Consider the following 18,843-nt stretch of genomic DNA (forward strand, 5'->3'; position numbering starts at 1 on the left):
GTCAGCGCACCAGCAGGGCGACCGGCAGCCGGGCGAACAGCTTCTCCAGCCGGGCCCGGCCCTGGAAGGTGTGGCCGGTGAGCCGGTCGGTCCAGTTGCCCTCGGGCAGATCCAAAGTCGTATCGCCCCAACCGGATTCGCCCAGCCCGACGCTGTGCCTGGTGGCCGCGACCAGCACCTCCGGCTCCGAGCCGACCCGGCCGCGGGCATAGGCGACCAGCCTGCCCGCGTGCTCGCCCGAGGCGAACAGCGGCAGGTAGCTGCCGCCGACGAAGCAGTCGGGCCGCTCGCGGCGCAACCACAGCGCGTACGCGACGATCCACATCTTGGCCGCGCCCGTGGTATCCAAAGCCGGTGTGCCGGTGAGGGATTGCAGCATACCCGCACGAGCCGCGAAATCCACCGGGCGGCGATTGTCCGGGTCCACCAGCGAATCCTCCCAGAGCTCGCAACCCTGGTAGATATCCGGGATACCGGGACCGCAGAGCTGAAGCAGCTTCTGCGCCAAGGCATCCGACCAGGCGTGCGGGGCCAGCTCGTGCACCAGGTCGCCGATCTCGATGCCGACCGGGCCGTCGATCACCGCGTCCAGCCAGGCGTGCACGGCCGACTCGAACTCCGAATCCGGCTCCTCCCAAGAGGTGTGCACACCGGCCTCGCGAATCGCCTTCTCCGCGAACATATGCAGTCGCTCACGCAAACCCGGCACCGAGGAGGCGGGGCGGCCGTCGGCGGGCCAGACGCCGAACATGTTCTGCAACAAGAACAGTGAGGTCGCCCCGTCCGGGCTCGGCAGGGTCTCGTGCCAGGATTCCACCGCGCGCGCCCAGGTCTCGGCGACCTGCGACAGTACGCCGATGCGGGCGCGCACATCCTCGCCGCGCTTGGTGTCGTGGGTGGACAGCGTGGTCATGGTGGCGGGCCAGCGCTGCGCGCGCTCACTGTTGGCGAGGTGGAATTCGTTGAGCGAGTGGCCGAATCGGGCCGGATTGCCGCCGACCTCCTGCAGTGAGACCAACCGGGCCGCCTGATAGAACATGGTGTCCTCGACGGACTTCGCGGTGATCGCGCCGCAGACCTGGCTGAACCGCACCGCGGTCTCACCCTCTGCGGCCAACGCGGCCACCAGCACGCTCAGCGGCGCGGTGAGTTCGCTGTTGCGCTTCTCCACCTCCGCGATCACCGCGCCGGTCATCCCGGCCAGCGGCGCGTAGTCGACGCGATAGACCGGCATGAAGGCGAGCACCTCGATGGTCGCGTTGGTGAGCGCCATCGTGTCGAAACTCTCCGCGCCCGCATCGCGTTTGATCGCGGCCACCAGCCGCCTGATCTCCGGGGCCAGCAGGTTCTCCGCGACCGCCCGCTTGATCCGGTGCTCGGTCTCGCCGATCCAGGCGCGGTCGCTGCCGTGCCCGGCGAAGCGGCGGGACAGTTCGGTGAGCGTCTGCTCACCGGCCGGATCGATCAGCACGCCGCCGACGTCGGCGAGCGCGTCGTATCCGGTGGTGCCGTCGACCGGCAGGGTCGCGTCCAGCGGTTCCCGGTTGGCGAGGATCTTCTCGACAAGTAGTAGCCGGTGCGGGCCGATGATCCGGCGCAGCCGGGCCAGATATGTTGCGGGATAAGATAATCCGTCCGGATGGTCGATCCGAACGCCGTCGATCAGGTCATGTTCGCACCAGGCGGCCAGCTCGCGGTGGGTGATGTCGAAGACCTCGGGATCCTCCTGACGAATGGCCGCGAGGCCGCTCACCGCGAAGAACCGGCGGTAGGTGCACACGCCGGCCTTCCAGCTCACCAGGCGGTAATGCTGCTTGTCGTGTATCCGCAGCGCATTGTCGCCGTCGGTGCCCGGGGCGATCGGGAAGCGCAGATCGTGCAGCGCCAGCATGGGTTCCGGGCCGCTGCGGTCCACCGTCAGCGCGGCGGGATCGTTCTCGCCCTGCAACACCGGCAGCGCCAGCCTGCCGCCCGCGCCGTTGCCCGGGCTCCAGTCGATATCGAAGTAGTGCGCGAACGCCGACTCCTTGCCGTTGCGCAAAACGTCCCACCACCAAGGGTTCTGGCGCGGATCGGCGACGCCGACATGGTTGGGCACCAGGTCCACGATCAGGCCCATACCGCGGCTGCGCACCTCGTCGGCCAGCGCCTTCAACCCGAGCGGCCCGCCGAGCGCGGCCGCGACCGTCGTCGGATCGGTGACGTCGTAGCCATGCGTCGAACCGCGCGCCGCGGTGAGGATCGGCGACAGGTACAGATGCGAAATGCCCAGCTGCTGCAGGTATTCCGCGATCGCGCGGGCCTCGGTGAAGGTCAGCGCGTCTGGGCGCAATTGCAGCCGGTAGGTGCTGCGCACGGTGGTCGGCCGGGCCGGCTTGCGGCGCAGGGACATGGCTTCGGTGAGATGTGTCTCGTTCATAGTCGTGTCGGTCATGCGGTCCGGCGGAGGACGAGCAGGCAGCGGTCGGGGACGGTGACGGTGGCCGCCGCGGCGTATTCCGCGTCGGCCCGGCCGGTGGGTGACGAACAGTCGAGTGCGACAGACCATCTCGCGCCGTAATCCCGACCGGGTAGCGCGAAATCGATGGCGGCGTCGTGCGCGTTGAAACACAGCAGGAACGAATCGTCGGTGATGCGTTCGCCGCGTGGGCCTTTTTCGTGGATGCCGTCGCCGTCGAGGTAGACCGTCAGCGACCGGCCGAACCCGTTGTCCCAGTCCGCGAGTGTCATCTCCGCGCCGGTCGGGGTGAGCCATGCGATATCGCGGGTGAAATGGTCCTCGGCGCGGATCGGGCGGCCCTCCAGAAAACGCCTGCGCCGGAAGATCGGATGCGCGGTGCGCAGCGCGATCACCGCGCGGGTGAACTCGACCAGGTCCGCATTGGTCTCCAGCAGCGACCAATCCATCCAGGCCAGCGGCGAATCCTGGCAGTAGGCATTGTTGTTGCCCTGTTGGGTGCGGCCCATCTCGTCGCCGTGCAGCAGCATCGGCGTGCCCTGGCTGAGGATCAGCGTCGCGAGCAGATTGCGGCTCTGCCGCTCCCGCAGGGCATTGATCGCCGGATCGTCGGTCGGTCCCTCGACGCCGCAGTTCCACGACCGGTTGTAGCTCTCGCCGTCCCGGTTGTCCTCGCCGTTGGCCTGGTTGTGTTTATCGTTGTAGGACACCAGATCTCGCAGCGTGAACCCGTCGTGCGCGGTGACGAAGTTGATGCTGGCGCTCGGGCGGCGCCCGGTGGCCTCGTACAGATCCGAGGATCCGGTGAGCCGGGAGGCGAACTCGCCCAACGTCGCGGGCTGACCCCGCCAGTAATCGCGCACCGTGTCACGGTATTTGCCGTTCCACTCGGTCCACAGACCCGGAAAATTGCCGACCTGGTAGCCGCCCTCGCCGACGTCCCATGGCTCGGCGATCAGCTTCACCTGGCTCACCACCGGATCCTGTTGCACCAGATCGAAGAACGTGGACAGCCGGTCCACGTCGTGCAGCTCCCTGGCCAGCGTCGCGGCCAGATCGAAGCGGAAACCGTCGACGCGCATCTCCAGGATCCAGTACCGCAGCGAATCCATGATCAGCTGCAGCGTATGCGGGTGGCGGACGTTGAGGCTGTTGCCGGTGCCCGTGTAATCCATGTAGAGCGAAGGGTCTTCGTCGACGAGGCGGTAATAGGCCGCGTTATCGATGCCGCGGAAGGCGATGGTCGGGCCGCGGTGATTGCCCTCGGCGGTGTGGTTGTACACCACGTCGAGAATCACCTCGATGCCCGCGGCGTGCAGATCCCGCACCATCGCCTTGAATTCGGTCACCGCCGAGCCCGCGCGCTTGACCGCCGCGTACTCGTTGTGCGGGGCCAGGTAGCCGAAGCTGTTGTAGCCCCAGTAGTTTCGCAGACCCTGGTCCAGCAGCATCCGGTCGTGCAGGAACTGGTGCACCGGCATCAGCTCGATCGCGGTGACGCCGAGGCCGCGCAGATGGTCGATGATCGCCGGATGCGCGAGACCGCCGTAGGTGCCGCGCAATTCGTCCGGCACCTCGGGATGGGTGATGGTCATCCCCTTGACGTGTGCCTCATAGATCACCGTCTCGTGATACGGGCGATTCGGCGATCGGTCGGCGCCCCAGTCGAAGAACGGGTTGATCACCACCCCGGCCATGGTGTGGCCGAGCGAATCCAGGCCTCTGGTGTAGAGCGCCGGATTGTCGTCGAAATCGCCGTCGAACGCCTTGCCGTACGGGTCGAGCAGTAATTTGCTTGGGTCGCAACGGAATCCGCGCGCGGGATCGTATGGGCCGTACACCCGGTAGCCGTAGCGCTGGCCGGGGCCGATGCCGGGTAGGTACGCATGCCAGACATAGCCGTCCACCTCGTCGAGCGCGATCCTGGTCTCGGTGCCGTCCGCGCCGATCAGGCACAGTTCGACCGCGTCGGCGACCTCCGAGAACACCGAGAAATTGGTGCCGGCGCCGTCATAGGTCGCGCCCAATGGATATGCGGTACCCGGCCAGACACCGAGGGGTGTCACATCACCGGGCGCTACGTCGGGCTGGGCCATGCTACGACAGTAGCGGCAGCGGCGGTCCGGCTCGTGCGGGTGGTTGTGGACGGGCGCGTCAGCTGGGCTCCGGTACCCGGATCAAGGACTTTCGCCAGGTCTGGCCGATCAGGTCGACGCCCCAGCTGTGATGCGGGTTGGATTCCACCAGTTCGAATCCGGCGCGCTGGTAGATGTGCCGGGCCGAGGTGAGCACGTCGTTGGTCCACAGGACCATATCGCGGTAGCCGACCTCGGTCGCGAAGTCCAGGCAGGCGTCGACCAGCGCCGAGCCGACGCCGAGACCGCGGGCGCTCGGTTCGACCAGCAGCAGGCGCAGGCGTGCGGTGTTGTCGTCCTCGCGGACGCAGAAGACGCTGCCCGCGGGACGGCCGCCCACCTCGGCGATCCAGGCGCGTTCCCGCGCCGGATCGCGATTGTCGAGGTAGTCGGCCAGGATGCGCGCGATGAGCGCCTCATACGTTGCGTCCCAACCGTATTCGGCCGCGTAGACGGCGGCGTGGCGCTGCAGCACCCAGCCGTACTCGCCCGCCTGCGGCTCGCGCAGGGTGAACGCGGGCGCCGACGCGTCGGCGGGACGGTCCAGGATGTCCTGGATGGTGCGCATGGCCGCGAGGAGTTCGGTGCGGTCGGCGGGCGGGTGCGCCCCGAGCAGTTTCCCGACATCGGCGCTGGAACGCCGGTTCAGCAGGGCGAATTCGGCGCGGCCACGGCTGGTGAGGCGCACCTCCTGTCGGCGCGCGTCGGTGCTGGAGCGGTCGGTCTCGATCAGGCCGCGCTGTTTGAACCGGGTCAGAATGCGGCTGAGATAGCCGGGATCGAGGCCGAGTTCCTGGCGCAGCCGGATGGTTTCGGTGGATCCGGAATTGGCCAGCTCGAACAGGATTCGGGCCTCGGTGAGCGAGTAGTCGGTATCCACCAGCCCCGCGCCGAGCACCCCGATGACGCGGGTGTATCGGCGGTTGAAGGCGCGGACGGCGGCGATATCGGTAGCGGCGACGGCGGTCACGGCGGCTCCTAATGTTTGACTGAGTCAAAGGATATGCCGCGGCGGCGCATCTTGGTGGAAATTCGCCCGCCGCGCAGCTCGACTGGTAACTTGAACGCCGTTCAAGCGGCGCTACCACGAGGATTCCTGTGGCATTGACTCCGGACGAAATCTCCGCCATCGACGCCAAACACGTCTGGCACCCATACGGCGGATTTCCCGCAAGTACCGAACCGCTGGTCGTCGCGAGCGCGGCGGGCACCAGGCTCACCCTCGCCGACGGTCGGGAGTTGGTGGACGGCATGAGCTCCTGGTGGGCGGCCATCCACGGCTACCGCCACCCCGTGCTGGACGCGGCGCTGGCCGAACAGTCGAAGAAGATGAGCCATGTGATGTTCGGCGGGCTCACCCACGAGCCGGCGGCCCGGCTCACCGAACTGCTCGTCGAGCTCACGCCCGCCGGGCTGGACAAGGTCTTTCTCTGCGACTCGGGTTCGGTCTCGGTCGAGGTCGCGGTGAAAATGTGCCTGCAATACTGGCGTTCGCTCGGCGAGCCCGGCAAGCGCCGGATGCTCACCTGGCGCGGCGGTTACCACGGCGACACCTTCACCCCGATGAGCGTCTGCGATCCGCAGGGCGGCATGCACTCGCTGTGGACCGACGTACTGGCCGAACAGGTTTTCGTGCCGCGGCCGCCGCGCGAATTCGACCAGGCGTATGTCGCGGAGCTGGAGCGGACCTTCGCGGCGCACGCGCACGAACTCGCGGGCGTCATCGTCGAGCCGATCGTGCAGGGCGCGGGCGGAATGCGCTGGCATCACCCGCATTACCTGAACGAGCTGCGCAGGCTGTGCGATAAGCACCGGGTGCTGCTGGTATTCGACGAGATAGCCACCGGATTCGGCCGCACCGGAACGCTTTTCGCGGCCGACAGCGCCCGGGTGAGTCCGGATGTGATGTGCGTCGGCAAGGCCATCACGGGCGGATATCTCTCGCTGGCCGCCGCGCTGTGCACATCGCGGATCGCCGAAACCATCAGTGCCGGGCACGGCGGGCTGATGCACGGGCCGACGTTCATGGGCAATCCGCTCGCCTGCGCGGTCGCCGTCGCCTCGATCGAGCTACTGCGGCAAAGGGATTGGCGCGCGGAGGTGGCGCGCATCGAATCGGAGCTCACCGCGGGGCTCGCGCCGGTGCGCGACCTGTCCGGCGTGGCGGACGTGCGGGTGCTCGGCGCGATCGGGGTGGTGGAGCTGGACCGGCCGGTCGATATGCGGGTGGCCACCGAAGCGCTTGTCGCCGAAGGGGTTTGGCTGCGGCCCTTCCGGAATCTGATCTACACGATGCCGCCGTTCGTCAGCGATTCGGCGGATATCGCCGCCATCGCCCGCGGCATAGCCGCGGCGGTGCGAGCGGTGGGGATGTCATCTTGAACGATGTTCAAGTATGCTTCCGAGCTGTGACTATGGATCCGCTGAGCTGGTTGGATGAGCGCGCGGCCGAGCGCAGGACCGCCGGGCTGCGCCGGGAACTGCGGCCGCGCCGCGCCGAAACGCCGTCGATCGACCTGGCCTCCAACGACTATCTGGGGCTGGTGCGGCATCCGGAGGTGATCGCGGGCGCGATCGCCGCCGTACACCGCTGGGGCGCGGGTTCGACCGGATCGCGCCTGGTCACCGGCACCACCACCGAACACGAACTGCTCGAGCGCGAGCTCGCCGACTTCGTCGGGGCCGAGGCCGGGCTGGTCTTCGCCTCCGGCTACGCCGCAAACCTCGGCGCGGTGACCGCGCTGGCCGGGCGCGGCGCGCTGGTCGTTTCCGATGCGGGCAGCCATGCCTCGCTGGTGGACGCCTGCCGGTTGTCCAGGGCGCGGGTCGAGATCGCGCCGCACCGCGATGTCGCGGCCGTCGACCGCATGCTGGCGGCGCGCACCGAGGAGCGGGCGCTGGTGCTGACGGATTCGGTATTCAGCGCCGACGGCGACCTGGCGCCGCTGGCCGACCTGCACCGGGTGGTGCGGGCGAACGGCGCGGTACTCGTCGTCGACGAGGCACACGGGCTCGGCGTGCGCGGCAGCGGCGGGCGCGGGCTGGTGCACGAGGTGGGCCTGGCCGGTGAACCGGACCTGGTCATCACCGCGACACTGTCGAAAGCCCTTGCCGCACAAGGCGGTGTCGTGCTGGCGGATGCCCGGGTGCGTGCGCACCTGATCGATGCCGCGCGCACCTTCATCTTCGACACCGGCCTGGCCCCGGCCGCGGTCGGCGCGGCGCGGGCGGCGCTGCGGCTGCTGCGCCAGGACCCGGGCATGGCGGGGCGGGTGTTGGACAGGGCGGCCGAGATCGCGCGCATCGCCGGTGTGGCACAGCCGGATTCGGCGGTGGTCTCGGTGGTGCTCGGCGAGGCGCAGGTCGCCTACGATGCCGCGCAGGCCTGCCGGGCCATGGGGCTGGACGTCGGCTGTTTCCGGCCGCCGTCGGTGCCCGAAGGCACGTCGCGGCTGCGGCTCACCGCGCGGGCGAATCTCACCGACGGTGAAATCGACACCATCGCAACAGTTTTGAATAAAGTTCTGGCCTCGGCCCGCGGATTGGATGTGGTACACGCATGAGTTTGCTGTTCGTCACCGGGACCTCGACCGAGGTCGGCAAAACAGTGGTCACCGCGGCGGTGGCGGCCGCCGCGCGCGCGGCCGGACGATCCGTCGCCGTCTGCAAACCCGCGCAAACCGGTGTCGCGCCCGGAGAACCCGGCGATCTGGCGGAGATCGAACGGCTCACCGGAATCGGCGGCGGGTTGGAACTCGCGCGTTATCCCGAGCCGCTCGCGCCGGACACCGCGGCGCGCCGCGCGGGGATGCGCGAGCTGACTTTGGCCGAAACGGCCTCGGCTATAGCGGAATTCGACACCTTCGACCTGACACTGGTCGAGGGCGCGGGCGGATTGCTGGTGCGATTGGGCGATTTCACGTTGCTGGATCTGGCGCGCAAGCTCGACGCGCCGGTGCTTTTGGTGGTCGCCTCCGGTCTCGGGACGCTGAATCACAGTGAGTTGACCACACGGGCACTGGAATCCGCGGGGGTACGGTGCGCGGGGCTGGTAATCGGGTCTTGGCCTGCCGCACCGGATCTGGCATCGGAATGCAACCGGGACGATCTGCCCCGGGTTACCGGGGTGCCGATTGTCGGGTCCATTCCTGAAGGCGTCGGGGCGTGGGACCGGGAACGGTTCATCGCGGCCGCACCGGGATGGATCGCACCCGGTTGGCTGCCGTAGGGGCTCGGTCTACCTCGCCGAGAGCTGTTCGCCGAGTTTGGCGCTGTTGAGCTCGAGCCAGGCTTGTTCATCGCCGGGGGCGGGCAGGATCACCCCCGCCTCCATAACGGAGGTCGGGTCGACCTCGTTCAGCCCGATGATGAGCGTCGTAGGATCTTGGCCCGTCAGGGAATTCCATGCCTCGGATAATTTCGTGAGCAGTTCGGTACGTACTTTATGATCACGGCCCGCTCGAATTGTGCCGTTGATCACGGTGCATCTGTTCGGCTTACCGGCGGTGAAATACGCTTCCGGGTCGTACTCGACAAACAGGACGTTGACGAATCCGCGCGGGGCGTCGGTCAGGGACGTGTGCACGTCGGTAATGGCTTCCGCCAGCTCGCTCCGTGTGTCGGCGTCCAGTGATCCCGCGGGAACCAGGCATTGATAGAACGGCATTTCAATCCTCCGCTATTCTTTCGCTGTTCGTGTGCGTCCTCGTCGGCCGCCGCGGCGAGGGATCTGAACCTGTTACTGAATCCACGGTATGACGGGCCGGTGCGGCGCGGAATGTCCAATCGGATCCGACAGCATGACCAGCGTGATAACACCGAGCTACGCTGGCGGATGTGGAGATTCATCACCTACGCTACTTCCTTGCGGTGGCACGGGAGCTGAACTTCACGAGGGCGGCGCAGGAATTCCATATGGCGGTGCCGCCGCTGAGTCAACGCATCAAAGCGTTGGAAGCGGAGCTGGGACAACAACTTTTCGATCGATCCACCCATCATGTTCGACTGACGCCGGCGGGCGAACGGTTGCTTCCGTGGGCGAGGCAGCTCATTGCCGACTTCGATGCCCTGCCCTCCCGCGCCGCCCCCGGCCCGGCGACGGACATCGCGCGCCTGGCCATACCGGAGGTTGTCGACGGCGCTCTTCGCCGCAGGCTGGCGGCCGCCGCGACCGATGCCGGTGTCGACATCGACGTATCCCAGATGACTTCGGCTGATATGTCGCACCAGCTGACGGACGGCAAAATCGACTTGGCGCTCTCCTATTCGGACGCCGCGGATCAGCCGCAGCTCACCGCCGTAACCGTGGCAACGCAACGACTGGGTATCGTGACAGACGTCAATAATTTCCCCGGACGCAGCATGCTGACGCTGGCCGATCTACGCGATTATCGCTACATACGCGGACCGGCCCATTGGGAATTCCCCCAGGTTCGGGCCGCCATAGAAACGCTGCGACGAGCCGGAGTGCGCGATAATCCCGGTCGGCGATTCAACGGTATGACCAGTATCCTCGTCGGCTTGCGTCAGACCCGGGGAATCACGCTCTGCCCGATATCCGCCGATCTGCTCAATGTCGGGGATCCACCCGAATTCGTAATAATTCCGATCGAAGATCTCGTGGTCGACTTCAACGTGTTTCTTCTATGGCGAACCGATAATTCACACGGTGAGTCCGTGGCGCGCAGACTGCTGCGGAATATGAATCGACCCGATGACCGGACATCCATCACCTGAGACGATTGTGCTCCCGGCCGTCGGATCAGTCGGTCGGCAGGTTGGGTAGTTCGGCGGTGCTGATTTGTCGTGCCTCGGCAGGGTCGATTCCCGTGGCGCGCAGGACGAGTTCGGCGGTGGCGGATCCGGCGGTGCGCCAGGTTTGGTGGCCGTCCAGGACCATCCACATCGCGCTGATGGTGGCGCCGAGGACGAGCGAGATGACGGCGGGGATTTCCGTGGCCGTGATGGCGTAGCGGCCTGCCTCGACGCCGGCGTGAATGTCCGCGGCGGGCGGGCCCGTCATCATGATGCGCAGCGATTCGGCGGTGAGTCCGAATTTCACGGCGAATCGGCCCAATTGCGGGTGGTCGTGGGCGTAACGCACCCAGAGCCGGATGCCGGTGGCCAGCCGTGCTGCCGGATCGTCGATATCGGCGAAGGTTTTGGCGACGCGACGATGCATGTTCTCGCCGAGGTCGGCGACGACGCGTTCGAACAGCGTGTCCATCGAGCCGATATTGCGGTAGAGGGTGCCTCGCGCGACGTTGGCTTCCTGGGCCAGTTCGCTCAGAGTGACGCTGTCGGTGCCTTTTTCGGTGAATAGGCGCACTGCGGCGGCAAGTATCCGCTGATCGGTCGGAGTTGTCATCTCCCTCCCTGTCTGCCCGTCATGACCGTACCTCGTGAAGGCACAACCATGTCCAATTTCCAGCTGAAATATACGCTATTGGACACAGTTGACTTATATTGAACATAGTTGTTCAATCGATGTGGGTACCGCGATGGAAGGACATCGGATGAGTACTGTGACCACGGACATCGAGCAGATACCGGTGCTGATCGCCGGTGGGGGTCCGGTCGGACTCGTGCTCGCCTTGACTCTGGCGCGTCACGGGGTGGCGGCGATGCTGGTGGAGCGCAATCCGTCGACGACAACCCATCCGAAGATGGATATCACCAACGGCCGCAGCATGGAGTTGTTCCGTCAGCTGGGCGTGGCCGATGAGATACGCGAAGTCGCTGTGCCGGAGGATCATTCGTTCGATGTGTCGTGGGTGACCAAGCTGAGCGGATGGGAGCTCGCGCGGTTTCGCTATCCGACGGTCGCCGAGCGGCGCGCGCTCATTCGCGAGCGTAACGACGGCACCATGGCCCTGGAGCCACCGATGCGGGCCTCGCAGGCGCTGCTCGAACCGGCACTGAAGACGATTCTGCAAACCCGCGCCGGTATCGATATCCGCTACGGCTGGGGGCTGCGGTCGTTCACCCAGGACGCCGATGGTGTCGATGCGGTCATCGTCTGCTCGGCGACCGGGCGGACCCGCCGGGTCCGCGCGCAGTATCTGGCGGGCTGCGACGGTGCGGGAAGCGTTGTGCGTCACGAACTCGGTATCGGGCTCGACGACATCGAGCTGCGTCTGCTCGCGATGCGCGAGCTGGGGCTGCGGCGTCTGGTGCCCGCGGCGATCCGCGCCTTCGTCGGTGAGCGGAAGCCGCCGATGGACGGACGGGTATACCTGATTCATTTCACCTCGCCGGACAGAGCTCTGCTCGAGCGGTTCGGCCAGGTCTGGCGCACCCAGTCGCCGGAGGGGTGGACACTGATCTCACAGAACGACCGCGACACCTGGACGCTGCACACCCCGATCGGTATCGGTGTGAACGCCGAGGGGATCGATCCCGAGCAGTTCTTGTTCGCGCGGCTGGGTATGCGGTTCAACTGCAGGATAATCCTGGCCAACGCGTGGCGGCCGCGGTTGTCGCTGGCCGACAGCTACGGGCGCGGGCGGGTGTGGCTGGCCGGCGACGCCGCGCACCAGGTGGTACCCGCCGGCGGATATGGCATGAACACCGGTGTCGGTGATGCCGCAGGTTTGGGTTGGGCGCTGGCCGCGGTCCTACAGGGCTGGGGTGGCCGGGATCTGTTGCCGGCCTACGGGATCGAGCGTCGGGCGGTCGCGATACGTAACCGGAAGGCGTCGGCGCGGCACACCCTGGTGCGTCTGGCGATCGGAACCGCCTACCGCAGGGCGGTTCACGATCAGGGCTGGTCCGGAGATCGGGCTCGCCACCGTCTCGGCCGCGAGATCCGCGACCTGGGCAACCTCGAAAACGAGGCCGACGGAATCGAATTCGGCTATCGCTACGACAGCTCACCGATCATCTGGACCGAACCGCAACCACCCACCGTCGACCTCCTGCACCGCTACACTCCCGGTACACGGCCGGGGGCGCGGCCGCCGAGTGTGTTCCTGCCCGACGGTACGGCGCTGTTCGACCTGTTCGGGTTGGGTTTCACCCTGCTGCGATTCGACGACAACCTGGATGTGCGGGCTTGGGTGACCGCGGCCGCCGACCGTGGCATGCCGCTGACCGTCGTCGATGTCCGCGACGAGCGCACTCGCCGCCTCTACGAACGCGACCTGGTCCTTATCCGGCCCGATCACCATGTCGCCTGGCGCGGCAGTGCCTCCCCGGAGCGGCCCGACTGGATTCTCGACCGCGTCCGCGGCGCCGACCCCGGCAGGGGGAAGGGTCTGCGCCTGGTCGAGTCCGTGAGTCGAATTCGCAAGTCGGGCACCGTCATCCCGCTCACCCGCGTCATGGAGGGCTCGCTGTGATGAATATCTGGCTCTGGGTACTGCAAAGCGTGCTCGCGGCCGTCTTCGCGGCCGCCGGACTGTACAAACTCCTCGCGCCGCGCGACAGGCTTGCCAACAACCTCGGCGACTGGGTGAACGCGGTGCCCACCGCGGTCGTCAAATCGCTGGGGCTGGTGGAAGCGCTCGGCGCGGTCGGGTTGATCGCGCCCGCCATCACCGGGATCGCGCCGATTCTCACCCCGATCGCTGCCGTCGGCGTCGGCGTTGTCATGGTCGGCGCGATCGCCGTCCACGCCCGCCGCGGCGAGTACGTCCAGATAGAGGGCAACTTCGTGCTGGCCGTGCTGGCGGTGGCCGTCGCCTGGGGACGGTTCGGCCCCTATGCGTTCTGATCGATCGCTGGAAAGAAGGCATACAGATGAGCGATACCGTCGGAGCCCACACCGGTCTGCACAGCGAGCAGGGCGCTCGCAAGGGTGAACACCCGGGCCGGTCCCGCAATCCGGTGATCAAGGTGCGTGATATCGCGTGGCTGGAATTCGACAAGCCCGACCTGGCGCGGGCCGAGGCGTTCGCCAACGCCTTCGGTTTCGCCACCGCCGCACGAACCGACAGCGAACTGCGGTTGCGGGGCACCGATTCCGGCGCACCCTGCGTGATCGTCCATCGCGGCGATACCCGCTTCCGCGGGGTGGCCTTCACCGCCGCCGCGGACTCCGACCTGTTGCGGCTGGCCGATGCCATCGGCGGCCGGACCCGGCGGCTGCCGGAGTCGATCGGCGGGACGAGCGTCGATCTCGTGGACCCCAGCGGCATGCCGGTGCGTGTCGTCGCCGGAACACACCCGTTGCCCGCGCTGACGGCGCAGCGAGCGCACACCTTCAACGCAGGTCACGACGTGAGCCGTATCAACACCACACAGCGGCCGCCACGAGTACCGACCACGGTGCAGCGGCTCGGGCACGTGGTGCTGCAGAGCACCCGATACCTCGCGGCGCTCAACTGGTATCTCGACACCCTCGGGATGATCGTCAGCGACTTCCTGTTCTTTCCCGGCCAGCGCGACCGCGGCCCGGCGATGAGTTTCCTGCGCTGCGACCGCGGCGCCACCCCGGCCGATCACCACACCATCGCCATTGCCCTGGGGCCGGCGAACCGGTATCTGCATTCGGCCTATCAGGTGTCTGACATCGACGCGCTGGCCGCGGGCGGTGAATACCTGAAAGACCATGGCTACCAACGCTCCTGGGGCATCGGCCGCCATATTCAGGGCAGCCAGATCTTCGATTACTGGCGCGACGCCGACGGCCTGCTCGTCGAGCACTTCACCGACGGCGACATGTTCGACAACACCCTCGAACCCGGCTGGGCGCCGTTCACCGCTTCCGGTCTGGCCCAGTGGGGTCCACCCGCCACCGGTGACTTCCTCGGCACCAGACCCCGCCAGCTGCGCGATGAAGTCCGTTCGGTGCTCACCGCGCTGACCGCGGACAACGAATTCGACCTATACCGCCTCCGCGGACTGTTGAAGGTCGCCACCTCATGACCATCTCCATCCTGCGCACCGCCGACACCTGGTGGGTCGATACCCCCGCGGGCGCACTCGAAATCGACACCAGCGCGGCGACAACCGCCGACCTGCTGGCCGATCGCGCCGCGATCGCCGCCGCCCGCGCCGCCGACCCCGTGCCCGTGGCCGGCCTCGAGTGGCGGTCACCGGTCACCACGCCGTGCCGGGTAGTCGCCCAGATGACGAATTACACCTCGCATGTCACCGACGCCGGGATGAACCCGAAAACCGTGCCACTGACCTTCTTTCGCAAGTCCTCGGCCTCGATCACCGGTCCGTTCGACCCGATCGTCAAACCCCCGCACGTCCGGCTGCTCGACTACGAGGTCGAGATCGGGCTGGTCATCGGCCGCGACATCCCCGTCGGCACCACGATCACCGAATCGAATATCGCCGACTACGTCGCCGGGCTCGTGGTCACCAACGACATCTCCGCCCGCGACATCCAGCTACCGCAGACCCAGTTCTACGAAGCGAAGTCCTATCCCAGCTTCACCCCCGTCGGACCGGCGCTGGTCTTGCTGTCCGGTGATGAGTTCGAACGGTTCGACGATCTGCGGCTACAACTGCGCGTCAACGGTGAACTCCGCCAAGATTCCCTCGTCGGCGCCGACATCATTTACCGTCCGCTACAGGCATTGCAGTCACTGAGCCGTTTCCAAGACCTCGCCGCCGGTGACCTGATCCTTACCGGCACACCCGCCGGCACCGCGCTGAGCGCACCTTCCAAACCGATCGAAATCCTCGCCGCCCTGATGCCACCGGCGGTGAAATGGAAAGCGTTCGTCCAACGCCAGGCCCGCAACCTCGATTACCTGCAGCACGGCGACGTCGTGGAATCCCGAATCGGCACCGACGACGGTGCCATCGACCTCGGCGTCCAACGCAACACCGTCACCTACACCTGAGCACGCCACGGTCTCGCCGAAATATCTACTGCAGGTTGTCGTTTCCAGTGCGATGTCGCACGGAATTGCTCGACTACCCGACCAAGGTCCGTTCGCCGAGTCGGCCGCGACCATCGTGTGGGGTGCCGGAGCTGCTGCGGCGCGATCCGGCCGGGAGGCTATCGCGCGGCTGGCGGGCGGCGCGTATTCGACTGCGGTGCACGAACAGTCGAATACGGCGAACGATTCCGGAACCGTTTCCCGGTGCAGGCCGCCGACCAGCGGATTCATCGATCGGACCCGGGCGAGCGCCCGGAGCGGGCCCCGAGTTTGCCGAAGGCTCTACTACAGACTGTCGTTACGTCGTAGGATCGGGGGGACGATACCGCGAGAAGTAAAGGGGAGCGCGGAAATGAGGGCGCTGAAAAGGCTTTGGCACTATCTGAAGGCGTTCGGGAGTGCGCGGCGCAACCGGACCGATCTGGCCGGATGGTTGATCCGCAGGCCGCAGATGTTGCTCGGCACCATGGTTTACGAAACCGTGCTGATCTTTGCCAACCGGCTCGATCCGCGGCTCAAGGAGCTGGCCGAGCTGAAGGTGGCGGGGTTGGTGAATTGCGAATTCTGCCTGGATATCGGTTCGGCCCTGGCGAATTCGGCCGGGTTGTCCGAGCGGCAGATCACCGATCTGCCGAAATACAAAACCAGCGACGCGTACAGCGAACTCGAGAAACTGGTGATCGCCTACGCTGAAGCGGCCACCACCACCCCACCACCCCTCGATATCGCGGACCTGCGCACCGAACTGCTCACCCACCTGTCCAAGGGTCAGCTCGCCGAACTGGCCGCCACCATCGCCTGGGAAAATCAGCGAGCCCGCCTGAACCAGGCCCTCGGCGTCCGCCCCACCGGCATGGCCGACGGTATGGCCTGCGCCCTTCCGGAACCACGCAGCGCTTAATCCGTAACGGGTGCAGCGGCCATCGATCCGGTTATCGGGAAATTACTCGAAACTGACGTCGGGCCAATCGATTTCGGTGGTCGGCGCCCATACGCTCGCGTGCGGAATCTGCGCCCGCAGCCATTCCATACCCGTACCGGAGGGTCAGGCGATGGGTCGGTCCGTTGCGAAACGAGCGGTGATAGTCGGCTGCGCAACGCTTTTCGCGTTCGGTCCCGAAGCTGTCCCGGCGGCGACCGCGGGCCCGCCCGCCGGGATAGCGTCGAATGATCTGGTGACGGCGCTGTCCCGCGATCTTGCGCTCACCTTCCCGGAATATTTGCAACGCGCCGACACCGCGCAACGACTGGCCGAATTCGAAAGAACCGCGCGCGGAAGCTATCCGATGGTCGTGCGGGGCGTGCACCTCGACAAGGCCGGACGCCCGCTCGTCACGCTCACTGGCGGACCGTCGAGCGATGTGGCCCGCGCCGCCGCCGAGGCCGCGGGGTTCACCGTAGAAACAGCGTCCCAGAATTCGGCGGCAGGCGCCGACCCCACCCCGGTCGCCGACGACGTCGCGGCGACCGGCGACGAAATACCAACCCCCGCAGCGGCTTCCGACCCCGAAGTGCCGGGCGGGACCTACTTCTACACCATCCGTGACCGGATAGTCTCCCGCTTCTGTGTGACGGCCTTCAACGGCACCGACCGAGACGGCAACGTCATCGCCATCACCGGCACCCATTGCGATCGGACCGGGCCGCCGGACCCGCCGGGCACCCCGTTCATCCCGATACCCGCACCACCCGATACTCCGCCCGACCCCAATGTGGCCTGGGTATTACCGGCCACACCCGGGCAGTTCGCCGCCTCTCCGCTCGGTCCCCGGATCGGGGTCCTGCGTACCCCACCGATCGATGTGCCGCTCGATTACGGGATCCTGCGGCTCGATGAAGCGGTCGAAAATCGCTTCCGCAACAATCTCATCGGAGTCGGCGCGGGCACATCGATAGCGATCGACGGTATCGCGGACCCCGTAGTCGGCGCTCCCGTGTGCAGAGTAAGCCCGATCTCCGGCTTCACCTGCGGCACAGTGACAAATGCAGACGTGAACCAAACGTACCGTCGACGAGCAGGGCGAAATCTCGAGCACCTGACCGCCGCGACGGGCGGATTCCTGACGCTGCCAGGCGATTTGGGCTCGCCGGTCATCAGCGGAACCAAAGCGCTGGGTATCGTTTCCATAAATTCTGGAGTCACCACCGGCAATATCGTCATCCAGCCGATTCGCCCGGTGCTGGAGGCCAACCCCGGGCTGACTTTGTTCACCCGCGAACGGCATTGAGCCGGACCGAATCCCGATGGCGGTCGCGTGGTCCATGTGCGGCTGCTCCGGTTAATTCGGATGGTGGCCAACGGATTACGCCCACCATTCATAGTAGGACGCGACCGCGGGTTGACCGGTGTAACCGGGTCCGTCCCGATCGTCGGCACCGAGGTAGGTGACCGGGAAGCAGATGGATCGCGGCCCACGGCTCGAAATGCGATGACGGCGGCGGTCATACGTCATATCCGCCGCGCGCAGTACGGCCAGTACCTGGCGGGCCGCCGAGGAGCCGTCCGCGTGCCGGATGGTGTCCGGATCGAAATGCGCGGCGAAAGTGCCATGTGGGGCAAGCCAACTCGCCATCGCCGCGAGCAGTGCGAGTTTGTCGCCGATGTAGTGCAGCCCGTGCACGCAGGTGACCAGATCGGCAGGGCCGTCCGGCCGCCAGGTCGTTGCCTGGGTCGTGAAGAAACGCAGCCGGGACGTGCGCGGCGGGGCCAGGTAGTAGTCGACGAGATCGATACCGACCAACCGCACTCCGGCATCGGGCAGTTCACCCGCGAAGCGCTCCTCGGCCGCCAGTAGCGCTCGCCCGGATCCGCAGCACACGTCGATCCAGATCACTGTGGAAGCTGTTGCAGCGCAATATGTTTCGACGAGCCGCTGATATGGGTCGAAGCCGAGTTCCTTGGCGTAGCTGTTCGGCCCGGACAGCCCGCGGCCGCGGTTCATCGCGTTGTTCGCGACCACCGATGATCGTTCCAGAGCGGCATCGTCGAGCAGGCGGCGGGAATCGGGCGGCACCCCACCATCTTCGCGCGGATCGGCGCGCGATATCCCGATGGATCAGGTGTGTTCGGTGATCCAGTCGATCAGTTGGGTGGCGACGGTTTCCCAGCCGGGTTCGCCGACGAGGGCGTAATGGCCCGCGCCTTGGATTCGCAGATGTTGGCCGTGGTAGCGGGTGGCGATGGTTTCGCCGATGTGCGGCCAGATGAGGCGGTCGTCGGCGGCGCTGACGGAAAGAATGGGGCAGTGGACTGCTGCGGCGTCGACTTTGATTGCGCCGTAGGCGATTTGGGCTCCACGAGCCGCGAGCAACTGCGCGATCAACCCGCCCATCGATTGACCGACGACGACCGGATCGGTTCCCAGATGATCGCGTGCGACCGCGGCGTCCGCGAGATAATCGAGCACACCGG

Annotated in this window: 17 protein-coding genes; 10 read left to right on the forward strand and 7 right to left on the reverse strand. The window is 66.7% G+C overall.

The window, feature by feature from the left end:
• Position 1: 1 nt before the first annotated feature.
• The 3 genes from treY to LGY53_RS26390 are packed head-to-tail and all read right to left on the reverse strand — an operon-like array spanning position 2 to position 5,563.
• Positions 2-2,419: a malto-oligosyltrehalose synthase gene (gene treY / locus LGY53_RS26380; protein ID WP_225729415.1), complete on the reverse strand. Its 2,418-nt coding sequence runs from the start codon at positions 2,417-2,419 to the stop codon at positions 2-4.
• A gap of 11 nt (positions 2,420-2,430) precedes the next feature.
• Entirely contained in the window at positions 2,431-4,554 is a 2,124-nt protein-coding gene (gene glgX, locus LGY53_RS26385; RefSeq protein ID WP_225729416.1) for a glycogen debranching protein GlgX, read from the reverse strand.
• 58 nt (positions 4,555-4,612) lie between these two features.
• Positions 4,613-5,563, reverse strand: coding sequence for a helix-turn-helix domain-containing GNAT family N-acetyltransferase (locus tag LGY53_RS26390; protein WP_225729417.1), 951 nt, complete (start codon positions 5,561-5,563; stop codon positions 4,613-4,615).
• A gap of 128 nt (positions 5,564-5,691) precedes the next feature.
• Here LGY53_RS26390 and LGY53_RS26395 point away from each other — a divergent pair, with 128 nt between their 5' ends.
• From LGY53_RS26395 to bioD, 3 genes are read left to right on the forward strand one after another with little or no spacing between them, the layout of a single operon-like run.
• The gene (locus LGY53_RS26395; protein ID WP_225729418.1) at positions 5,692-6,975 is read left to right on the forward strand and encodes an adenosylmethionine--8-amino-7-oxononanoate transaminase; all 1,284 of its coding nucleotides are present in this window, start codon (positions 5,692-5,694) and stop codon (positions 6,973-6,975) included.
• A gap of 32 nt (positions 6,976-7,007) precedes the next feature.
• Positions 7,008-8,156: an 8-amino-7-oxononanoate synthase gene (locus LGY53_RS26400; protein ID WP_225729627.1), complete on the forward strand. Its 1,149-nt coding sequence runs from the start codon at positions 7,008-7,010 to the stop codon at positions 8,154-8,156.
• Entirely contained in the window at positions 8,153-8,821 is a 669-nt protein-coding gene (bioD, locus tag LGY53_RS26405) for a dethiobiotin synthase (protein ID WP_225729419.1), read from the forward strand. The genes LGY53_RS26400 and bioD overlap by 4 nt, the downstream gene beginning before the upstream one ends.
• A gap of 9 nt (positions 8,822-8,830) precedes the next feature.
• Here the strand turns inward: bioD and LGY53_RS26410 are convergent, their stop codons facing one another.
• Complete coding sequence (locus LGY53_RS26410; RefSeq protein ID WP_225729420.1) at positions 8,831-9,259, reverse strand: tautomerase family protein; 429 nt, start codon at positions 9,257-9,259, stop codon at positions 8,831-8,833.
• Between the two features lie 170 nt (positions 9,260-9,429).
• Here LGY53_RS26410 and LGY53_RS26415 point away from each other — a divergent pair, with 170 nt between their 5' ends.
• Positions 9,430-10,329, forward strand: a complete 900-nt coding sequence (locus tag LGY53_RS26415) for a LysR family transcriptional regulator (protein WP_225729421.1) — start codon at positions 9,430-9,432, stop codon at positions 10,327-10,329.
• A 25-nt stretch (positions 10,330-10,354) separates the two neighbouring features.
• On the opposite strand, the gene LGY53_RS26420 is transcribed toward LGY53_RS26415, so the two are convergent.
• Entirely contained in the window at positions 10,355-10,960 is a 606-nt protein-coding gene (locus LGY53_RS26420; RefSeq protein WP_225729422.1) for a TetR/AcrR family transcriptional regulator, read from the reverse strand.
• Positions 10,961-11,108: 148 nt separating this feature from the next.
• Here LGY53_RS26420 and LGY53_RS26425 point away from each other — a divergent pair, with 148 nt between their 5' ends.
• The 6 genes from LGY53_RS26425 (at position 11,109) to LGY53_RS26450 (ending at position 17,659) form a co-directional block, all read left to right on the forward strand.
• Positions 11,109-12,932: an FAD-dependent monooxygenase gene (locus LGY53_RS26425; protein WP_225729423.1), complete on the forward strand. Its 1,824-nt coding sequence runs from the start codon at positions 11,109-11,111 to the stop codon at positions 12,930-12,932.
• Positions 12,932-13,306: a DoxX family protein gene (locus LGY53_RS26430; RefSeq protein ID WP_225729424.1), complete on the forward strand. Its 375-nt coding sequence runs from the start codon at positions 12,932-12,934 to the stop codon at positions 13,304-13,306. The genes LGY53_RS26425 and LGY53_RS26430 overlap by 1 nt, the downstream gene beginning before the upstream one ends.
• Before the next feature lie 26 nt (positions 13,307-13,332).
• Positions 13,333-14,460, forward strand: coding sequence for a VOC family protein (locus LGY53_RS26435; RefSeq protein WP_225729425.1), 1,128 nt, complete (start codon positions 13,333-13,335; stop codon positions 14,458-14,460).
• Positions 14,457-15,392 (forward strand): fumarylacetoacetate hydrolase family protein, encoded by a 936-nt coding sequence (locus LGY53_RS26440; RefSeq protein WP_225729426.1) that lies wholly within the window; start codon positions 14,457-14,459, stop codon positions 15,390-15,392. The genes LGY53_RS26435 and LGY53_RS26440 overlap by 4 nt, the downstream gene beginning before the upstream one ends.
• A gap of 391 nt (positions 15,393-15,783) precedes the next feature.
• A complete protein-coding gene (locus tag LGY53_RS26445) occupies positions 15,784-16,332 on the forward strand; it encodes a carboxymuconolactone decarboxylase family protein (RefSeq protein ID WP_225729427.1) in 549 nt (182 codons plus the stop codon).
• Between the two features lie 151 nt (positions 16,333-16,483).
• Positions 16,484-17,659, forward strand: a complete 1,176-nt coding sequence (locus tag LGY53_RS26450; protein WP_225729428.1) for a S1 family peptidase — start codon at positions 16,484-16,486, stop codon at positions 17,657-17,659.
• Positions 17,660-17,734: 75 nt separating this feature from the next.
• On the opposite strand, the gene LGY53_RS26455 is transcribed toward LGY53_RS26450, so the two are convergent.
• Together LGY53_RS26455 and LGY53_RS26460 are read right to left on the reverse strand one after the other, a co-directional pair.
• Positions 17,735-18,445 (reverse strand): trans-aconitate 2-methyltransferase, encoded by a 711-nt coding sequence (locus LGY53_RS26455; protein WP_225729429.1) that lies wholly within the window; start codon positions 18,443-18,445, stop codon positions 17,735-17,737.
• A 42-nt stretch (positions 18,446-18,487) separates the two neighbouring features.
• The gene (locus LGY53_RS26460) at positions 18,488-18,838 is read right to left on the reverse strand and encodes an alpha/beta hydrolase (RefSeq protein WP_225729430.1); all 351 of its coding nucleotides are present in this window, start codon (positions 18,836-18,838) and stop codon (positions 18,488-18,490) included.
• Between the last annotated feature and the right edge of the window lie 5 nt (positions 18,839-18,843).

This window comes from Nocardia sp. JCM 34519.1 (genome assembly GCF_020361265.1).
In the GTDB taxonomy this organism is placed as follows: Bacteria; Actinomycetota; Actinomycetes; order Mycobacteriales; family Mycobacteriaceae; genus Nocardia; species Nocardia arthritidis_A.

Excerpts from the sequence above, each read along its gene's own strand:
- LGY53_RS26410 (WP_225729420.1), bottom strand. The coding sequence starts at position 9,259 with ATGCCGTTCTATCAATGCCTGGTTCCCGCGGGATCACTGGACGCCGAC.
- LGY53_RS26445 (WP_225729427.1), top strand. The coding sequence starts at position 15,784 with ATGAGGGCGCTGAAAAGGCTTTGGCACTATCTGAAGGCGTTCGGGAGT.
- LGY53_RS26440 (WP_225729426.1), top strand. The coding sequence starts at position 14,457 with ATGACCATCTCCATCCTGCGCACCGCCGACACCTGGTGGGTCGATACC.
- LGY53_RS26425 (WP_225729423.1), top strand. The coding sequence starts at position 11,109 with ATGAGTACTGTGACCACGGACATCGAGCAGATACCGGTGCTGATCGCC.
- bioD (WP_225729419.1), top strand. The coding sequence starts at position 8,153 with ATGAGTTTGCTGTTCGTCACCGGGACCTCGACCGAGGTCGGCAAAACA.
- glgX (WP_225729416.1), bottom strand. The coding sequence starts at position 4,554 with ATGGCCCAGCCCGACGTAGCGCCCGGTGATGTGACACCCCTCGGTGTC.
- treY (WP_225729415.1), bottom strand. The coding sequence starts at position 2,419 with ATGAACGAGACACATCTCACCGAAGCCATGTCCCTGCGCCGCAAGCCG.
- LGY53_RS26435 (WP_225729425.1), top strand. The coding sequence starts at position 13,333 with ATGAGCGATACCGTCGGAGCCCACACCGGTCTGCACAGCGAGCAGGGC.
- LGY53_RS26420 (WP_225729422.1), bottom strand. The coding sequence starts at position 10,960 with ATGACAACTCCGACCGATCAGCGGATACTTGCCGCCGCAGTGCGCCTA.
- LGY53_RS26400 (WP_225729627.1), top strand. The coding sequence starts at position 7,008 with ATGGATCCGCTGAGCTGGTTGGATGAGCGCGCGGCCGAGCGCAGGACC.
- LGY53_RS26450 (WP_225729428.1), top strand. The coding sequence starts at position 16,484 with ATGGGTCGGTCCGTTGCGAAACGAGCGGTGATAGTCGGCTGCGCAACG.
- LGY53_RS26430 (WP_225729424.1), top strand. The coding sequence starts at position 12,932 with ATGAATATCTGGCTCTGGGTACTGCAAAGCGTGCTCGCGGCCGTCTTC.